Source organism: Pseudoflavonifractor capillosus, assembly GCF_016902575.1.
In the GTDB taxonomy this organism is placed as follows: domain Bacteria; phylum Bacillota; class Clostridia; order Oscillospirales; family Oscillospiraceae; genus Enterenecus; species Enterenecus capillosus_A.
Genome location: NZ_JACSNZ010000001.1, coordinates 183,993 through 200,364, shown reverse-complemented (window position 1 = coordinate 200,364; position 16,372 = coordinate 183,993). Strand labels below are relative to the sequence as shown.

Here is a 16,372-nt window from a genome sequence, read left to right as displayed (position 1 = left end):
GTTCCGGGGTCGGTTCCGGGGTTGGCGTAGGATCCGGAGTCTGCTCCGCCTCCGCCTGCCCCCCAGACTCTTCCTGATTGCCGCTGATGTAGGACTGGCCCAGATCCTGCTGTTGGCCCAGCAGCTTCACCTGCTGCTGCACGGGACTTTCCGCTCCCTGGGCCTGCCCCGCCACCAGGCCTACCAGCCAGTCCCCGCCGGGAACAGCCTCTTCTGCCCACGATGCCGCCCGCTGCGCCCACAGCCCCACATCCATATCCTCCTCCAGCAGCTGCCGCACCGCCTGGGCCTGTCCAGGAAACACCCCTCGCCCAATGAAGACCAGCAAAAACAACATGGCACTGGCCGCCAGTTGGATGCCCCAGCGGGTGGCTCCTCCGCGCCCCCCGGCAGGGTTCGTGCGCCGCCCCCGCTCCGGCACAGTGCGCCGTCTTATCCCTGCATCCATACCTTCCCCCCTCGTCCAAATGATCGTAATGCACCCTATGTCCACATTTTCCGAAATATGCCTCCTCTCCCGGCTATTTGTGAACTTTTTTTGAAGTTGTTGACATCTGCATGCACCACGGGTATAATTCCTTATGTTTCATAATTATGTAACCTAACCTTTTTGAGGTGGGGATAGATGGGAGGTAATTTTTGTGCACACACAGCCACACAGCCGTTCCCTGGAGCTGCTGCGGGAAATGGATCGACTGCGCCGGGCGTGGAAGCTGGCCATCCCCAACACAGGGATCAACAAGTCAGAATTTTTCACTCTCTTTACCCTGCGCCACCCGGAAGGCCACCCTTTGGCCTGTGGGCAGACCGGCCAGGAGCCTGGGCCCATGACCCTGTCCACCCTGGCCAAGACCATGAAGCAGAGTATGCCTGCGGTGAGCCAGCGCATTTCCAAGCTGGAGGAGCTGGGGTATGTACAGCGGGTGCCGGACGACCATGACCGGCGTACGGTGTGGATCCACCTCACCCCCGCAGGTCTGACCCTGCTCCAATCCACAGGGGAGGAAATGCTGGGCAAGCTGGAGCATATTCTCCACCGTCTGGACACCCAGAGCGGGGTAAACACCCAGCTGCTCATCCAGGCTTTCCACAGCCTGGCCCTGGCGGTGGAAGAGGAGTTTTCCACCCAAACACCTTAACATCCAGGAGGGATATGGATCCTATGTTAAAACTCAAGAAATATTTGAAACCTTATGCGCTGTTGCTGGTGCTGGGCATCGCCTTTCTCTTCGGCCAGGCCATGCTGGAGCTGTCTCTGCCCAACTACATGAGCGACATCGTCAATGTGGGCTTGCAGCAGGGTGGCATTACCTCTGCTGCCCCCCAGGTGATCTCCGCAGACACCCTGGGGTTGATGGAGCAGTTTATGTCCATGGACGACCAGGACGTGGTATTTGAGGCCTATGTGCCCCTGGCCCACCACCCCAACTACGAAAGTCTCGCTGAGACCTTCCCCCAGGCCACGGAGGACGACTTTGCCCTCCACACCCAGGACCAGGAGGCGGTGGACGGAGCCTTTGGCCGAGCCAGCTATGCCCTGACCTGGCTGATGACCCAGTCTGGAGCTTTTGACGGTTCCCCCGACGGCTTCCAAGCCCTGGGGCAACTGCTGGGTCAGCCCCAAGGTCAAGCCCTCATAACCCAGGCCATTGAGGTTGCCCAGCAGACCCCCGACACCATGCTGGAGCAGACCGGTGTGGTCATGGTCAAGCAGATCTATCAGCAGCTGGGGGCGGACACTGACGCCATCCAAACCCGCTACATTCTCACCACCGGCGCCCGTATGGCAGTGCTGGCCGTGCTGCTCACCGCCTGTGCCGTGGCCGCCGGCTATTGCATGGCCCGGATGGGTGCAGGGGTGGCCCGGGATCTGCGTCGGGACGTGTTCACCAAGGTCACTTACTTCAACAACGATGAGATGGATCAATTTTCCGCAGCCAGCCTCATCACCCGCTCCACCAACGACATCACTCAGGTGCAGAACTTTTTGAGCATGGGCTTCCGGCTGCTGTGCTTTGCCCCCATCATGGGCATCGGCGGACTCATCATGGGCCTGTCTACCTGCGCCAACCTGGCCTGGGTGCTAGCCCTGGCTTTGGTGGTGATGCTGGGTCTGCTGATGATCCTCTTTGCCGTGGCCATGCCCCGGTTCAAGAAGATGCAGTCCCTGGTGGATCGCCTCAACTTGGTCAGCCGTGAGGAGGTCAGCGGCCTGATGGTAATTCGAGCCTTTTCCAACCAGAAATTCATGCAGGAGCGGTTTGAAACCGCCAACCGGGATCTGACCTCCAATACCCTGTTTGTCAACCGGGCCATGGCCACCATGATGCCTGCCATGACCCTGGTGATGAACGGCCTGTCCCTGCTTATCGTGTGGTTTGGCGGCAAGCAGATTGCCGAGAGCAACCTTCAGGTGGGAGACATGATGGCCTTTATCCAATACGCCATGCACGTCATCATGAGCTTTTTGTTCATCAGCATGATGTTCATCATGGTGCCCCGGGCCTCCGTGTCCGCCGATCGCATTCACCAGGTGCTGGACACAGAGAACCAGGTGAAGGATCCCCAGACTCCCGTCCACCTCTCTCAGCCTGTTCAAGGCGTGGTGGAGTTCCACGACGTGTCCTTCCGCTATCCAGGTGCGGATGCCGACGTGCTGGAGCACGTGAGCTTCACTGCCAAACCTGGACAGACCACCGCCTTCATCGGCTCCACCGGCTCGGGCAAGTCCACCCTCATCAACCTCATCCCCCGCTTTCATGATGTGTCCCAGGGCAGCATCACCCTGGACGGGGTGGACATCCGCACCTTGCCCCAGAAGGAGCTGCGGGATGTCATCGGCTATGTCCCCCAGAAAGGTCTGCTGCTGCGGGGCACTGTGGAGAGCAACCTGCGCTACGGCAATCCCCAGGCCAGTGAGGAATTGGTAGATACCAGCGCCCGCATTGCCCAGGCCTCTGAATTTATCGCCCAGCTGGATCAAGGAATGCAGACCCCCATCAGCCAGGGCGGCACCAATGTCTCCGGCGGACAGCGGCAGCGCCTGTCCATTGCCCGAGCCCTGGCCAAGCAGGCCCCGGTGTATATCTTTGACGACACCTTCTCCGCCCTGGACTTCAAAACCGACGCTCAGCTGCGGGCCGCTTTGAAGGAGTACACCACCCAGGCCACTGTGCTCATCGTGGCCCAACGGGTGTCCACCATCCTGGACGCCGACCAGATCCTGGTTCTGGACCAGGGCAAGGTGGTGGGTCGAGGCACCCACAAGGAATTGATGGAAAGCTGCCAGACCTATCAGGAAATCGCCCGCAGTCAGCTTTCAAAGGAGGAATTGGCATAATGGCAGGACCTATGAAACACGGCCCCATGGGCCATGGGCCGGCAGGTATGCGCGGCGGGGATAAGGCAGCTGATTTCAAGGGCACCATGGCCAAGCTCTTGAAATATATGAACCGCTACCTCCCCATGATCATTCTCTCCCTGGTGTGCGCCGTTGCCGGCACCGCCTTCTCCATTCTCGGCCCCAAGATTCTGGGCAAAGCCACAACCAAGCTCTTCGAGGGGCTCATGGCCATGATTGCCGGAACCGGCGGCATTGACTTTGATGCTCTGGCCCGCATTCTGCTGTTCTTGGGTGGGCTGTACCTGTTCAGCGCCCTGCTCTCCTATGTTCAGGGCTGGATCATGGCAGGCATCGCCACCAAAGTCAGCTACACCATGCGCACCGACATCAGCCAAAAGATCGACCGACTTCCCATGTCCTACTTCGACAAGGTCTCCCACGGTGAAGTGCTCAGCCGCATCACCAACGATGTGGATTCCGTCACCCAGACCCTGAACCAGAGCCTGTCCCAGGTGGTCACCCAGGTGACCCTGCTGCTGGGCGTGCTCATCATGATGCTGTCCATCAGCCCCTGGATGACCCTCATCGCCCTGTGCATCCTCCCGGTGTGCCTGCTGATCGTCATGAACGTCATCCGCCGCAGCCAAAAGTTCTTCCGCAGCCAGCAGGAGTATCTGGGCCACGTCAATGGCCATGTGGAGGAGATGTACGGGGCACATGTGGTGGTCACCGCCTTCAACGGCCAGGAGGACTCCATCCACACCTTCAACGAGATGAACGACAAGCTCTACCACAGCGCATGGAAGAGCCAGTTCCTCAGCGGTCTGATGATGCCTCTGATGAACTTTGCCAGCAACCTGGGCTATGTAGCCATCTGTGTGCTGGGCGGATTTTTGGCCCTGAACCAGGCCATCACCGTAGGTGACATCCAGGCCTTCATCCAGTATGTGCGCCAGTTCACCCAGCCCATCAACCAGCTGGCCAACATCTCCAACCAGCTCCAGCTCACCGCTGCCGCTGCCGAGCGGGTCTTTCTCTTCCTGGAGGAGCCGGAGGAGGCCGCTGACCCCAATCCAGCTGTGGATCCAGACTCCATCGACGGCTCAGTGCAGTTTGCCCACGTCAACTTCGGCTATCTGCCCGACAAGACCATCATCCACGACTTCTCCGCCACCATCCAGCCCGGCACGAAGGTGGCCATCGTCGGCCCCACCGGCGCAGGCAAGACCACCATCGTCAAGCTGCTGATGCGCTTTTACGACGTGAAGGAGGGCGCCGTGCTGCTCAGCGGCTACGATGTGCGCCAGTTTGCCCGGGGTGAGATGCGGGACGCCTTCGGCATGGTGCTCCAGGACACCTGGCTATACAACAACACCATCATGGAAAACATCCGCTTCGGTCGCCTGTCTGCCACCGATGAAGAGGTACTCCAGGCCGCCAAGGCCGCTCAGGTGGATCACTTCGTCCGTACCCTCCCCCACGGCTATGACACCGTGCTCAACGAGGATGCCAGCAACATCAGTCAGGGTCAGAAACAGCTGCTCACCATCGCCCGCACCATCCTCTCCGACCCCAAGATCCTCATTTTGGACGAGGCCACCTCCAGCGTGGACACCCGTACCGAGGTGGCCATCCAGCAGGCCATGGATCACCTCACCCAGGGCCGCACCAGCTTCATCATCGCCCATCGGCTGTCCACCATCCGCAACGCCGACGTCATCCTGGTGATGAAGGACGGTGACATTGTGGAAACCGGCACCCACCAGCAGTTGCTGGATCAAAACGGCTTCTATGCCAACCTGTATAACAGCCAGTTTGCCACCACCGCTTAAATAGAAAAACAGGGGATACAGGTTTTCATGCCTGCATCCCCTGACTTTTAAGTGAAGAGTGAATAGAAAAGAAGAAAAACCGGCCAAGGGCCGGCGGCGCGTTTGCGCCGTCCAAGTGTTTTCGCCGTGGGCGAAAACCTTGGCGCAGGCGGAATTCACTTCCGCCGAGCATTAAAATGAGCCTATGGCTCCCAAAATGAAAGCACCTGCTTTCGCAGGTGCTTTCATTTTGGAGCGGGTGAGGGGAATCGAACCCCCGTGTTCAGCTTGGGAAGCTGACATTCTACCATTGAACTACACCCGCATGGAATTTTACTCGGTGAAATGTATTATAATACACCCCCCAGAAAATTGCAAGTGTTTTTTACCGCCCTTTTCTCCCCTTTTTCCCCACCTCCACCAATTCTTTATTGTTTTTTTACAATTCTCACCTTTACTTTTTTGCTGTACCTTGCTATAATACACAATAGATTTTGACCCAGAAAAGAGGTGTAATACCATGACCGAACGCAAGCTCACCACCGATGTGGACGACATGATCTTCAGCGACGACCATACCATCCCCAGCCAGCGCTGATCGTCCTGCTTCCCACCATCTACATAGATATTGACTCACCCCAGATGATCTGGAGTGAGTTTTTTGTCATTTCCCCTGAAAGGAGTCCATGATGACCTACACACTCTCCCAACTGACCTGGTTCTTTCTCATCTATTCCCTGATGGGCTGGTGCATCAGTGTGGCGGTGTGCGCCGCCAAAAAACACACCTTTGTCAACCCAGGCTTTCTCAATCTTCCTCTAAGCCCCATCTACGGCATCGGCGCTGTACTCTCCACGGTGCTGCTCTCTGAGCTGACAGACAGGCCTCTGTTTTTCATTCTTGGCTCCTGCGTACTCTTTACCGTGATCATTGTGGCCACCGCCGTGGTGCTGGAGCGCATGCTCCACCGCAGATGGTGGGACTTCTCCCATCACCGTTTCCATCTCTACGGTTATGTCTCCCTTCCCCTGCTTTTGGCTTTGGGCGGGGCAGCGTGGCTGTGCATCCGGTTTGTCAACCCTCTGTTGGCCCTGGTGCTGGGTGATTTCCCCCCGCTGGTCACCCGCATTGTGTTGCTGGTATGCCTGGGCCTTGTGGGGGTGGACCTGATCCTTTCCCTGGGCATCACAGTGGGAATGCGGGTGCGCCTGCGCCGTATTTCCCAGCTCACCCAGGACTTTCAGGAGCTGTCCTCCCTCTTTGGCCACGCCATCACCCGGCGCATCCAATCCCGTATGCTCCACGCCTACCCCAATCTGGAGCAGCCCGATTCCAACAGGCCTGTTGTAAAGGCAACGGTTTTTGCCCAGGGCTGTTCCCTCACCAAGCTGATCTGGCTGTTTGTCATTGCCGCCTTGCTGGGCGATATCATCGAGACGCTGTTCTGTCGGGCCACTATGGGCTTTTGGATGAGCCGGAGCAGTTTGATTTACGGCCCCTTCAGCGTGGTGTGGGGTCTGGGCGCTGTGATGTTCACCGCCCTGCTCTACCGCTATAAGGACAAGAGCGAAGGCTATCTCTTTGTGGCTGGAACCATTGTAGGCGGCGTATATGAATACGTGTGCAGCGTGTTCACCGAGTTGGTCTTTGGCACCGTGTTCTGGGATTACAGTCACATTCCCTTCAACCTGGCCGGGCGGGTCAACCTGCTCTACTGCTTTTTCTGGGGCATCGCCGCCGCTGCCTGGATGAAGCTGCTCTACCCCCGCCTGTCCCGGCTCATCGAACGCATTCCACTCAAAGCAGGCCGGATTCTCACCGCTGTGCTGGTGGTATTTATGGCCTGCAACATTCTCATTTCCGCCCTGGCTCTGGGCCGTTATCAGCAGCGGCACAAGAATCCGGACGCCCCCGGCAATGCCATCTCTGCCTTCTTAGACGAACATTATCCCGATGACCGAATGGAACGCATCTATCCCAACGCCAAACTGGTTACCGAACCGTGACAAACAAACGCCCGACGCTCCCGTTTCACTGCACATAACATAGAAATAGGGAATAAGTAAAAATCGACAAGTTCCTGACGGAACTTGTCGATTTTTGGTACGGCTGGAGGGATTCGAACCCCCGACCTTTTGGTTCGTAGCCAAACACTCTATCCAGCTGAGCTACAGCCGCTTGTCGTTTCCTGGCGACTCGATTATACTAGCACAGCTGAAATGAAATTGCAAGCACTTTTTTCATTTTCCCTGAAAAAATTTTTTGCTCATACTTCTTCCTCGGAAATCATATAACTGAGCGTCAGGAGGCTATCAGCAAAGTGTACGTTCTCCACCTTCACCTCTGGCATCTCCTGCTCAGGCAACTCCACATTGGTGAAATTCCAGATGCCGTCTACCCCCAGTCTGCTCAAGCGACGGGCGGTATCCACCGCCACAGCTCCGGGGACAGTGAGCACTGCCACACTCACCCGGTGCTCTCGCACAAAGGTGTCCAGCCCGTCGATGTGGTATACCGGCACGCCCCCCAGCTTGGTATCCACCAGGTTGGGATCCACATCAAAGGCCGCCACCAGCCGGAAACCGTTGGCACGGAAGGGGAAATTCTCAATGAGGGCACGACCCAAGTTACCTGCACCCAAGATGAGCACGGTATGACCCCTGTTCATGCCCAGGATCTCCGCCACCTCACCCCGCAGGCGCTCCACGTTATAACCATAGCCCTGCTGGCCAAATCCCCCAAAGCAGGACAGATCCTGCCGGATCTGGGAGGCGGTAAGCCCCATAGACTGGGCCAAAGCTCCGGAAGAGATCCGAATGGTCCCAGCACGGTATAAATCATCCAAATGCCGATAATACCGGGGCAAACGACGGATCACGGCGGAAGAAATCTTATCTTTTTTCATACAACACCCTCACACTTTGCCAAAATCTAATCGGCGGCAGTCTTGTCACTCTTACATCATACGCACAATATTCTATATCATTGTTACATCTTTGTCAATTTGCTTGTATATGTTCCCATGACATTTCTTTGCTTTCAAGGAGGTAACTTACATGGCACAATCCGGCAGCCTCATTGTCCACGTCTACGCATCCAGAGCGCAGCTGCCCATACAAGGAGCCACAGTATTGGTGGCCCAGCAAGACGGCCAGGGCCGCTATCAGCTGCTATCCGCACTGATTGCCGACGAGAGCGGCATCGCAGGCCCCATCTCCCTGCCCGCACCCGACGCAAACCTCAGCCAAAACCCTGGCACACCCCTCCCCTTTTCCTCCTACGCTCTGGTGGTGGAGCACCCGGGGTACCAGGTGGCAGTATTTCAAGACCTTCAGATCTTCTCCGGGGTGGAGACCACCCAGAGTGTGCCTCTCATCCCCCTGTCCATCCCAGAGCCGTCCTCACCCGGGCGTCAATTCACCCAAGTGACCCCACAACCACTGTAAGGAGGTTTTTATGGCCGTTTCTGTCATTCCCTATGTGCCCCAATTTATCACTGTACACCTGGGTCAGCCCAGCCAGGCGGCGGAAAATGTCACCGTCACCTTTCCCGACTACATCAAGAATGTAGCCTCCAGCGAGGTTTACCCCACCTGGTCTCCGGAGGCATTGAAGGCCAACATTCTGGCCCAGATCTCCTTTGCCCTCAACCGGGTGTACACAGAGTTCTACCCCAGCAGGGGCTATGACTTCGATATCACCAGCGAGACCCAAAATGACCAAAAATTCATCAAAGGCCGGAGCACCTTTGAAAACATCGACCGTCTGGTAGACGAGATGTTCACCACCTACATCCGGCGTGTGGGCTTTGTGGAGCCGCTGGCAGCCAAGTTCTGCAATGGCACCACCTCCACCTGCGACGGCCTGTCCCAGTGGGGCAGCGAGGCATTGGCACAGGAAGGAGCAGACTACATGACCATCCTGCGCCGCTACTACGGGGACAACATCGAGTTGGTCAACGATGCCCCTATCCGGGATGTGCCCAACTCCTATCCCGGCTATCCCCTGCGCCAAGGCGCCACCGGGGAAGACGTGGTGGTGCTCCAGGCCATGCTCAACCGTATCGGACAGAACTATCCCGCCATCCCCCGCCTGTCCCAGGTGGACGGCATCTTCGGCCCCAAAACCCTGGAGGCGGTACGGAAATTCCAGTCCATCTTTGGGCTGAGTGTGGACGGCGTTGTAGGGCGGGCCACCTGGTACAAACTCGTATTCCTCTATGTGGCTGTCACCAAACTCTCCGAGCTGGTCAGTGAGGGGCAAAATTTCACCCAGGTGCAAGGTCCCTCCGGCATCCAGGTACTGCGCAGCGGGGACCGAGGCCCTGCCGTGTCCGCTTTGCAGTATTTTCTCTCCCTCATCGGGCAATACTCCTTTACACTGCCCACCCTGGACATCGACGGCATCTTTGGCCCCAAGACAAAGCAGGCGGTACAGGATGCCCAAACTGCCTTTGGCCTGCCCGCCACCGGTGTGGTGGACAATGCAACCTGGCAAAAACTCTACGACGAATATGTGGGCATTGCCACCACCTCCCTGGCCGATGCCAATCTTCCCATCTCCCCCTCTGAAATCGAAAATCAGTTTCAAGCGGGACAATTCCCCGGCTATTCTCTCTCCTACGGGAGCAATGATTAAGGAGGCACTGGCTTATGGAATTACAACTGACCGGTTCCCCGGTGCGGGACATCCAACATATGCTCAATGTCCTCTCCTTCACCCACCCCGCCATCCCTCGCCTGGTGGAGGACGGAGTGTTTGGCGAGCGCACCCTGGAGGCTGTGATGATCTTCCAGCGTGACTTTGGCCTGCCCGTCACTGGGGTGGTAGACTATGAGACCTGGCTTGCCCTGCGGGTACAGACGGATCTCATTGCCCTGCAAAACGGCATTCCCACCCCACTGCAAATCATTTCCCCCCAATACGTGCCCTCCCCTTCCGGCACCCCGGAGTGGGCCTTTGTGCGTACCATTTTCAGCGCACTGGCCCCTACCCTCAACAACTTTCAGGACTCCCCCGGCGCAGACAGCGAGAACATCAAGCAGCTGCAAGGCCTGGCCCAATTACCTGTCACCGGCGTTTTGGATCGCCCCACCTGGAGCATCCTGGTGCGTCTCTACCACGCCCTTGTGGTGCGTGGCGCCCTGTCCGGTGCAGCCTGAAAACACGTCCAGTTTTCCCTTGTAAGCGCCTGCCTTTTTCGGTATAATATAGTCAGCCGGAACGTGCGGCTGTTATCCCATGAAAGGCAGGAAAGATACCATGGCCCGTTTTGGATTCATTCACAGCAAATTGGACATCAAGTTGCTCATTCTCTATATTCTTACCCGGGTAGCGGCCCCTATTGACTTTGCCACCCTCACCGATCTGGTCATGTGCGACGACGGCGTGGACTATTTCGTGTTCGCCGAAGCCGTCTCCGAGCTGCTGGACAGTGAGCACTTGGTACGGGAGGGGGACTTCTACGCCCCCACCGACAAGGGTCGGCGCAACTGTGCCGACGGAGAGAGCAGCCTCTCCCCCGTCATCCGCCAGCGCTGTGACCAGCGTCTGGCCCCCTTCAATGCCGCTCTCAAGCGCAAGGCCCAGGTACGCAGTCAGGTGGATCCCTCCCCGGACGGCACCTTTTACACCGTGCGCCTGATGTTGGACGACGACCGGGATAATCTCTTCACCCTCTCCCTGCTCACCGCAACCAAAGAAGAGGGGGAGGACATCGCCCAGCGGTTTACACAGCACCCGGACCGCATTTACAATGGAGTGCTGGGGGTGCTCTTAAACGACCCAGAACAGCGAGGTGAAACCACTTGACCATCTTGGGATATTCCATCCAAGCCCTGGTGCTCTACTTCATCTTTTACTCCTTCCTGGGGTGGTTCATGGAGACCTGTTACTGCTCCATCCATGAGCGCCGATTGGTAGACCGTGGCTTTCTCTACGGCCCGGTGTGCCCCATTTACGGCGCCGGGGTGGTTTTGATGATCCTCTTTTTCACCCCGTTGAAAAGCAGCCTTGTGCTCTTTTATCTCACCGCAGTGGTGGTGATGACCTCGTGGGAGTACTTTGTGGCCTGGCTGTTGGAGACCACCACCCACGTGCGCTACTGGGATTACTCCGATCGGCACTTCAACCTCAAGGGCCGGGTGTGTCTGTCCATCGCCCTGACCTGGGGTGTGCTGTCCTATGTGGTGATCTTCTGGATCCATCCCCTGGTAGAGCGGCTCTATGACTCCCTATCCCCCTGGCTTGTGGACACTCTATGTATCACATTGCTGGCGATTCTATTGGTGGATGCCGCATTCACCATCCGCCGCTTGGCCCTGGTCTCCCAGCTGGTGGTGAAGCTGGCCACCGCCCGGGACGAGGCCCAGGTCCAGCTATCCCTGGGCAAGGCCGAGCTGGGACAACGGTTGGAGTCTCAATCCGCCGCCGTGCGCAGCAGATACAATCAGCAGATCGCCCGTCTGGAGCGTTACAGTCGTTCCTTCCGGCGTAAATATGCCAATATGCACCTGACCAGCCGCTACGCCAGCCTAACCGACGACTTGAAAGCCACCGCCGCTGCCGCCCGCAACGAGCTTTTGAAAAAGCGTGCCCAGCGGAAGAAAAAATCCTGAATATAAAAATTGCGCAGACCGCTAAAAGCAGTCTGCGCAATTTTTTACTCCAAAATCAAGGTGCCGAAATCTCCACGTCGGTGGTAGTCCGGCTTGTCGCTGGTCAGAGGGGACCAGGCCAGGTAGTGGGGATGGTCTGTCTCATCTCCGCACTTGTAGAAGTTGGCCTCACACGTCCCGGTGAGGGTAAAGCCGGGGAAGTACCGACAGACAAACTCAGCGGGGAGGCGGAACTGAATGCCCCAGCTCCCCTCCTCCTGCCAGCTCTGGGGCTGGAACAGTTCCTCCATCTTCTTCACGATCTGGCGCACCCGGGTGGGGCGAGTCCCGCCAAATCCCAGATTCAAGGTGCCCAGGGGATTCCACTCAAAGTTAAAGTACCGGGCATCCTCCGCCACAGGGGCAAAGAAAAACTCCAGGCAGCTATCATTGCACACCTGATCCAACGTCCCGGTGAGGGTGGCACGGATGTTACTCTCCTCCGCAGCCATGCGCACATACAGGTTATCCCCGTCGTGACACACCTGCGCCCAGGCCTTGACACCCACACTCTCCAGCCATCCCGTCTCCTTCAGCTCCATCTTGGGAATGCTGTCCCAGTTTGCTCCGTCTCCCTGCAATACACGATAACGCTCTTTCATATACAGATTCATCTCCAAGTTTGGTTTTCAGTCATCGAAAGCTCCTTTGAACTCCATATAGTAGCAGATGAGATCCACAAACTCTCCGGTTGTTGGTTTGACGCGGATGGGGAATCCCGCCATCTCTCTGAGCCGCTCCTGGTCACCCTTGTTCCACTGATGATCCCGAATGAGCCTCAGGTTCCGTTCCACCGTGGACGGGGTAGCCTGGTCAAAGTGGGCTGCCACAGCCGGATACAGCCCCTTAGTCACCCGCAGCAGCAGCTCTGGATTACGGTGGGCCAATTCCACCGCACATACCAGCTGCCGCATGGACAGAGAGTCTCCCAACAGTCCCATGGAGCGCAGGACATCTCGAATCGCACGCTGCTGATTCAATCTTATCCCACCTTCCATTTCTTGTTTCTTCTCCATCATTTTACTATATCTTCCGGAAAAACAAAAGAAATTTCATTCTGATTTTTCGACGTGATTCGACACGCCCTGTTTCTTACACAATGCCACAATGCCAGAGGTGCCCAGACGGCTGGCCCCCAGGGCCAGGAAATCCGCCCCATCCTCCAGGGTGGAAATGCCCCCCGCAGCTTTCACCTGCACCTCTTTCCCCACGCAGGAGCGAAGCAGGGCCACATCTTCCCGGGTAGCGCCTCCCCCTGCAAATCCGGTGGAGGTCTTGATGAAGTCCGCCCCGCTGTCTGTCACCAGCTGGCACAGCTGCACCTTCTCCTCCTGGGTCAGTTGGCAGGTCTCCACGATCACCTTTAAGATATGCCCTTGGCAGGCCTCCTTCACCGCCCGCAGCTCGGAGAGCACCTGATCCCACAGGCCATCCTTCACCCAGCCCAAATTCACCACCACGTCGATCTCGTCCGCTCCATTGGCAATGGCATCCCGGGTCTCAAACACCTTCACCGCCGTGGTGGAATAGCCGTTTGGAAAGCCGATGACGGTACACACCGGCAGCCGTCCGCCCAGATACTCCGCCGCCTGCCTGACATAGCTGGGTGGAATGCACACCGAGGCGCAGCCAAAGGCCATCCCATCGTCGCAGATCTTTCGAATCTCCGTCCAAGTGGCTGTGGTGCGCAGTAGGGTGTGATCCACCGAGGCCAAAATGCGCTCCTGATCCAATGTTATCACCTCCCCGTGTTCTGTGCTCTCCCCCATCATACCCTTCCCTGTGTGCCATTGCAAGAGGCTTTTCGCCCATCATTTAACCATCAGTTGAATCTACTCAAGAATTTCTCCATTGCACTCAACCGATGCTTTCCATATAATGCAACCATAGAGTGAATGGAGTGATTTCTATGAACCAGCTTTTGAGTGTCACCATCACCCGCCTACGCAAAGAGCGGGGGCTGACCCAGGAACAGCTGGGCCAGCTGGTGGGCGTGTCCGCCCAGGCGGTGAGCAAGTGGGAGAAGGGCGGCGCCCCGGATGTGGAGCTGCTGCCGCTTCTAGCTGACCGACTGGGGGTGAGCATCGACGCCCTGTTTGGGCGGGCAGAGCCATCCAACGCCGATATGACCACCCAGTTTCAGCGATGGTTACTGTCTATCCCGTCGAAGGAACGGTTTTCCGCCTTATTTGAATTGTTGGCTGCCACTTCCACCTGTTTGGGCAGCGACCTGATGAGCGCAGGCATTCTCCCCGCTATGACCCTAGGGACCACCTGCTATATGGACAGCGCTATCCCTACGATTCCCTCCCGCACCTGGCTGCGAGCCTATGTCCATGCAGAGGAGGGCCTGCTTTTGGGGGTACTGGCCAAGGATTTCCCTCTCTACCTGTTGATGCCGGAGCCATCAGGAGGGTACCAGAACAATCTTCCCTCTCCGGAGGAGTGTCGGAAGCTGTTCACCGCCCTGGCTCTCCCCGGCGCTTTGGAAATCCTCCTGTATCTCCACAGGCGGGAGAAAAACTTCTATCACCCCTCCGCCATTGCCAAGCAAACCCACCTTCCCTTGGAGGATGTGCTGGAAGCGCTTTCTCAAATGGAAGAGTGTGAATTGCTGAAAAAGCACAATTTAGAACTGGAGAACGGCCCCACCCAGGTCTATACCCTCCACGATAACTATGCCTTTGTTCCCTTTCTATACTTTGCACGGTGGCTGATGCAGCGGCACGACGCATATGTATTCTCCTGCGATATCCGCAAACGCCCCATCCTTACCCCGCCCACAGAGGGAAAGGAGGATGCACCATGAAACACCATTCCAACCACACTCTCTATACCCAGGCCATCTTCCGGGGCAATCGTCTCTGTTTCGGGGTGGCTCTGACCCTGATCTGCACAGGCACCATTTGGAACCTCATCGTCTCTTATCTGCTGGGTCACATTCTGGATATTATGACCACTGGGAATTTGACACAGCTGGCCCACACCACCCTGTTCTGCCTGGGGCTGTCTGTGGTCATTTTTCTCTCCCAGCTGGCCATGTGCCGGGCCAAGAGCCGCTTCATCCACCGGGGGCTGGCCCAGTACAAGGATTTAGCCTTTTCTCAGCTGTCCCAAAAGAGCATCCGGGCCTTTTCCCAGGAAAACACCGGGAGATACCTCTCCGCCCTCACCAACGATACCAATTCCATCGAGGAAAACTACCTCAACCAATCCTTTTTTCTGGTCTCCGAGGTGCTTCTCTTCTTCGGCTCCTTGGGCATGATGCTATGGTACAGCTGGAAACTGGCTCTGGCTGCCATCCTTCTGAGTTTTCTCCCCATCGCTGTCACTCTGGCCACCGGGAACAAGCTGGCAGCCCGGGAAAAGAAGGTCAGCCAGGAAAACGAGGGCTATGTGTCCATGCTCAAAGACCTGCTGGGGGGCTTTTCTGTCATTAAGAGCTTCAAAGCAGAGCAGCAGGTGCTCTCCCGGTTTGAGCAGGCCAATCACCAGGTGGAACACACCAAGGAGGGGCGGAGATGGTTCTCCTGCCTCATCACTGCCTCGGCCACCAGTCTGGGCTTTCTCGTCCAGTTCGGCATCTTCCTCTTTGGTGCCTACCTGGCTATTTCCGGGGAAATCACCGCCGGTACCGTCTTGATTATGGTCAACCTGTGCGGTCTGCTCCTCCAGCCCATCCAGACAGTGCCCCAGTACTGGGCCAGCCGCAAGGCCGCTCTGGCCCTCATGGACAAGCTGACGGAGCTGACAGAGCAAAACCAGCAAGAGGACGGTGTGTCCATTCCAGCCACCTTGAGCCAGGCCATTACCCTCAACCACGTGTCCTTTGGCTACGAGCCTGATAAGCCGGTGCTGGACGATGTGAGCATGTCCTTCCAGGCCGGAAAAGCCTACGCCATTGTGGGAGGCTCCGGCTCCGGCAAGTCCACCCTTCTCCACCTGCTCATGGGGGCCAGCGGGGCATACACTGGCTCCATTGCCATTGACGGCACCGAGCTGCGGGAGGTAGATGCCCACAGTCTCTACGACCTGATGAGCCTGATGGGCCAGGATGTATTTCTCTTCGACGACACCATCCGCAACAACCTGACCATGTTCCGCTCCTTTCCCCAGGAGGAGATTGCAGGAGCCGTGGAGCGGTCTGGGCTGTCCCAGCTGGTGGAGCAGCGGGGTGAAGATTACCTGTGCGGTGAAAACGGGGTGAACCTATCCGGCGGTGAAGGCCAGCGCATCTCCATTGCCCGGTGTTTGCTGCGTAAAACGCCAGTGCTGCTGCTGGATGAGGCCACCGCCGCTTTGGACAACGCCACAGCTGCTGCCGTCACCCAGTCCATTCTCAATCTGGAAGACACCACCCGCATTGTGGTCACCCATCGCCTGGAAACCAATCTCATGGCACAATACGACGAAATTCTTGTCCTGCGAGATGGACGTATCCAGGAGCAGGGCAGCTTTGCCCAACTGATGGATGCAAAGGGCTATTTCTACTCTCTCTTCACCCTGTCTCAGCCGGCATCATAAAAGGATGTGTGGCAGAAACATATATTTCTGCCACACAT

The 16,372-nt window shown here is 57.3% G+C and carries 16 protein-coding genes and 2 tRNA genes; 11 read left to right on the top strand and 7 right to left on the bottom strand.

Annotated features, from left to right (window positions below):
• Positions 1–448, bottom strand: a 448-nt coding sequence (locus H9X86_RS01080) for a hypothetical protein (protein WP_204899734.1), incomplete at its 3' end; no start/stop codon positions are given.
• 193 nt (positions 449–641) lie between these two features.
• Between H9X86_RS01080 and H9X86_RS01075 the strand changes: the two genes are divergently transcribed.
• The 3 genes from H9X86_RS01075 to H9X86_RS01065 are packed head-to-tail and all read left to right on the top strand — an operon-like array spanning position 642 to position 5,175.
• Positions 642–1,139 carry a MarR family transcriptional regulator gene (locus H9X86_RS01075; RefSeq protein WP_204899733.1) on the top strand — a complete coding sequence of 166 codons (498 nt, stop codon included), beginning with the start codon at positions 642–644 and terminating at the stop codon, positions 1,137–1,139.
• 23 nt (positions 1,140–1,162) lie between these two features.
• Positions 1,163–3,340, top strand: coding sequence for an ABC transporter ATP-binding protein (locus tag H9X86_RS01070; protein WP_204899732.1), 2,178 nt, complete (start codon positions 1,163–1,165; stop codon positions 3,338–3,340).
• The gene (locus H9X86_RS01065) at positions 3,340–5,175 is read left to right on the top strand and encodes an ABC transporter ATP-binding protein (protein ID WP_204899731.1); all 1,836 of its coding nucleotides are present in this window, start codon (positions 3,340–3,342) and stop codon (positions 5,173–5,175) included. The genes H9X86_RS01070 and H9X86_RS01065 overlap by 1 nt, the downstream gene beginning before the upstream one ends.
• A 230-nt stretch (positions 5,176–5,405) precedes the next feature.
• On the opposite strand, the gene H9X86_RS01060 is transcribed toward H9X86_RS01065, so the two are convergent.
• Positions 5,406–5,479, bottom strand: a tRNA-Gly gene (locus H9X86_RS01060).
• A gap of 361 nt (positions 5,480–5,840) precedes the next feature.
• On the opposite strand from H9X86_RS01060, the gene H9X86_RS01055 reads away from it, so the two are divergent.
• Positions 5,841–7,160, top strand: coding sequence for a putative ABC transporter permease (locus H9X86_RS01055; RefSeq protein ID WP_243416765.1), 1,320 nt, complete (start codon positions 5,841–5,843; stop codon positions 7,158–7,160).
• Between the two features lie 95 nt (positions 7,161–7,255).
• Here H9X86_RS01055 and H9X86_RS01050 read toward each other — a convergent pair.
• A tRNA-Arg gene (locus H9X86_RS01050) sits at positions 7,256–7,332 on the bottom strand.
• A gap of 88 nt (positions 7,333–7,420) precedes the next feature.
• Entirely contained in the window at positions 7,421–8,059 is a 639-nt protein-coding gene (locus H9X86_RS01045) for a redox-sensing transcriptional repressor Rex (protein WP_204899730.1), read from the bottom strand.
• Between the two features lie 151 nt (positions 8,060–8,210).
• On the opposite strand from H9X86_RS01045, the gene H9X86_RS01040 reads away from it, so the two are divergent.
• From H9X86_RS01040 to H9X86_RS01020, 5 genes are all read left to right on the top strand, one after another.
• Positions 8,211–8,600 carry a spore cortex-lytic protein gene (locus H9X86_RS01040; RefSeq protein ID WP_204899729.1) on the top strand — a complete coding sequence of 130 codons (390 nt, stop codon included), beginning with the start codon at positions 8,211–8,213 and terminating at the stop codon, positions 8,598–8,600.
• 10 nt (positions 8,601–8,610) lie between these two features.
• Positions 8,611–9,792 (top strand): peptidoglycan-binding protein, encoded by a 1,182-nt coding sequence (locus H9X86_RS01035; protein WP_204899728.1) that lies wholly within the window; start codon positions 8,611–8,613, stop codon positions 9,790–9,792.
• A gap of 14 nt (positions 9,793–9,806) precedes the next feature.
• Positions 9,807–10,316 (top strand): peptidoglycan-binding domain-containing protein, encoded by a 510-nt coding sequence (locus H9X86_RS01030; protein WP_204899727.1) that lies wholly within the window; start codon positions 9,807–9,809, stop codon positions 10,314–10,316.
• 100 nt (positions 10,317–10,416) lie between these two features.
• On the top strand, positions 10,417–10,965 hold the full coding sequence (locus H9X86_RS01025) for a DUF4364 family protein (RefSeq protein ID WP_204899726.1): 549 nt from the start codon (positions 10,417–10,419) through the stop codon (positions 10,963–10,965).
• Positions 10,962–11,771 carry a putative ABC transporter permease gene (locus tag H9X86_RS01020; protein WP_204899725.1) on the top strand — a complete coding sequence of 270 codons (810 nt, stop codon included), beginning with the start codon at positions 10,962–10,964 and terminating at the stop codon, positions 11,769–11,771. The genes H9X86_RS01025 and H9X86_RS01020 overlap by 4 nt, the downstream gene beginning before the upstream one ends.
• A 44-nt stretch (positions 11,772–11,815) precedes the next feature.
• On the opposite strand, the gene H9X86_RS01015 is transcribed toward H9X86_RS01020, so the two are convergent.
• The 3 genes from H9X86_RS01015 to deoC all read right to left on the bottom strand — a co-directional run bounded on the left by H9X86_RS01015 (position 11,816) and on the right by deoC (position 13,543).
• Positions 11,816–12,412 (bottom strand): carbohydrate-binding family 9-like protein, encoded by a 597-nt coding sequence (locus tag H9X86_RS01015; protein ID WP_204899724.1) that lies wholly within the window; start codon positions 12,410–12,412, stop codon positions 11,816–11,818.
• 27 nt (positions 12,413–12,439) lie between these two features.
• Positions 12,440–12,790 carry a sporulation initiation factor Spo0A C-terminal domain-containing protein gene (locus H9X86_RS01010; RefSeq protein ID WP_204899723.1) on the bottom strand — a complete coding sequence of 117 codons (351 nt, stop codon included), beginning with the start codon at positions 12,788–12,790 and terminating at the stop codon, positions 12,440–12,442.
• A gap of 72 nt (positions 12,791–12,862) precedes the next feature.
• On the bottom strand, positions 12,863–13,543 hold the full coding sequence (gene deoC / locus H9X86_RS01005; protein WP_204899722.1) for a deoxyribose-phosphate aldolase: 681 nt from the start codon (positions 13,541–13,543) through the stop codon (positions 12,863–12,865).
• Positions 13,544–13,719: 176 nt separating this feature from the next.
• Here deoC and H9X86_RS01000 point away from each other — a divergent pair, with 176 nt between their 5' ends.
• Both H9X86_RS01000 and H9X86_RS00995 read left to right on the top strand, forming a co-directional pair.
• Positions 13,720–14,619, top strand: coding sequence for a helix-turn-helix domain-containing protein (locus tag H9X86_RS01000; protein ID WP_204899721.1), 900 nt, complete (start codon positions 13,720–13,722; stop codon positions 14,617–14,619).
• Positions 14,616–16,334: an ABC transporter ATP-binding protein gene (locus H9X86_RS00995; protein WP_204899720.1), complete on the top strand. Its 1,719-nt coding sequence runs from the start codon at positions 14,616–14,618 to the stop codon at positions 16,332–16,334. Before H9X86_RS01000 ends, H9X86_RS00995 begins: the two co-directional genes overlap by 4 nt.
• Positions 16,335–16,372 lie beyond the last annotated feature (38 nt).

Coding starts and splice junctions, on each gene's coding strand:
- H9X86_RS01065 (WP_204899731.1), top strand. CDS start 3,340: ATGGCAGGACCTATGAAACACGGCCCCATGGGCCATGGGCCGGCAGGT.
- H9X86_RS01000 (WP_204899721.1), top strand. CDS start 13,720: ATGAACCAGCTTTTGAGTGTCACCATCACCCGCCTACGCAAAGAGCGG.
- H9X86_RS00995 (WP_204899720.1), top strand. CDS start 14,616: ATGAAACACCATTCCAACCACACTCTCTATACCCAGGCCATCTTCCGG.
- H9X86_RS01040 (WP_204899729.1), top strand. CDS start 8,211: ATGGCACAATCCGGCAGCCTCATTGTCCACGTCTACGCATCCAGAGCG.
- H9X86_RS01055 (WP_243416765.1), top strand. CDS start 5,841: ATGATGACCTACACACTCTCCCAACTGACCTGGTTCTTTCTCATCTAT.
- H9X86_RS01015 (WP_204899724.1), bottom strand. CDS start 12,412: ATGAAAGAGCGTTATCGTGTATTGCAGGGAGACGGAGCAAACTGGGAC.
- H9X86_RS01070 (WP_204899732.1), top strand. CDS start 1,163: ATGTTAAAACTCAAGAAATATTTGAAACCTTATGCGCTGTTGCTGGTG.
- H9X86_RS01025 (WP_204899726.1), top strand. CDS start 10,417: ATGGCCCGTTTTGGATTCATTCACAGCAAATTGGACATCAAGTTGCTC.
- H9X86_RS01045 (WP_204899730.1), bottom strand. CDS start 8,059: ATGAAAAAAGATAAGATTTCTTCCGCCGTGATCCGTCGTTTGCCCCGG.
- H9X86_RS01030 (WP_204899727.1), top strand. CDS start 9,807: ATGGAATTACAACTGACCGGTTCCCCGGTGCGGGACATCCAACATATG.
- H9X86_RS01035 (WP_204899728.1), top strand. CDS start 8,611: ATGGCCGTTTCTGTCATTCCCTATGTGCCCCAATTTATCACTGTACAC.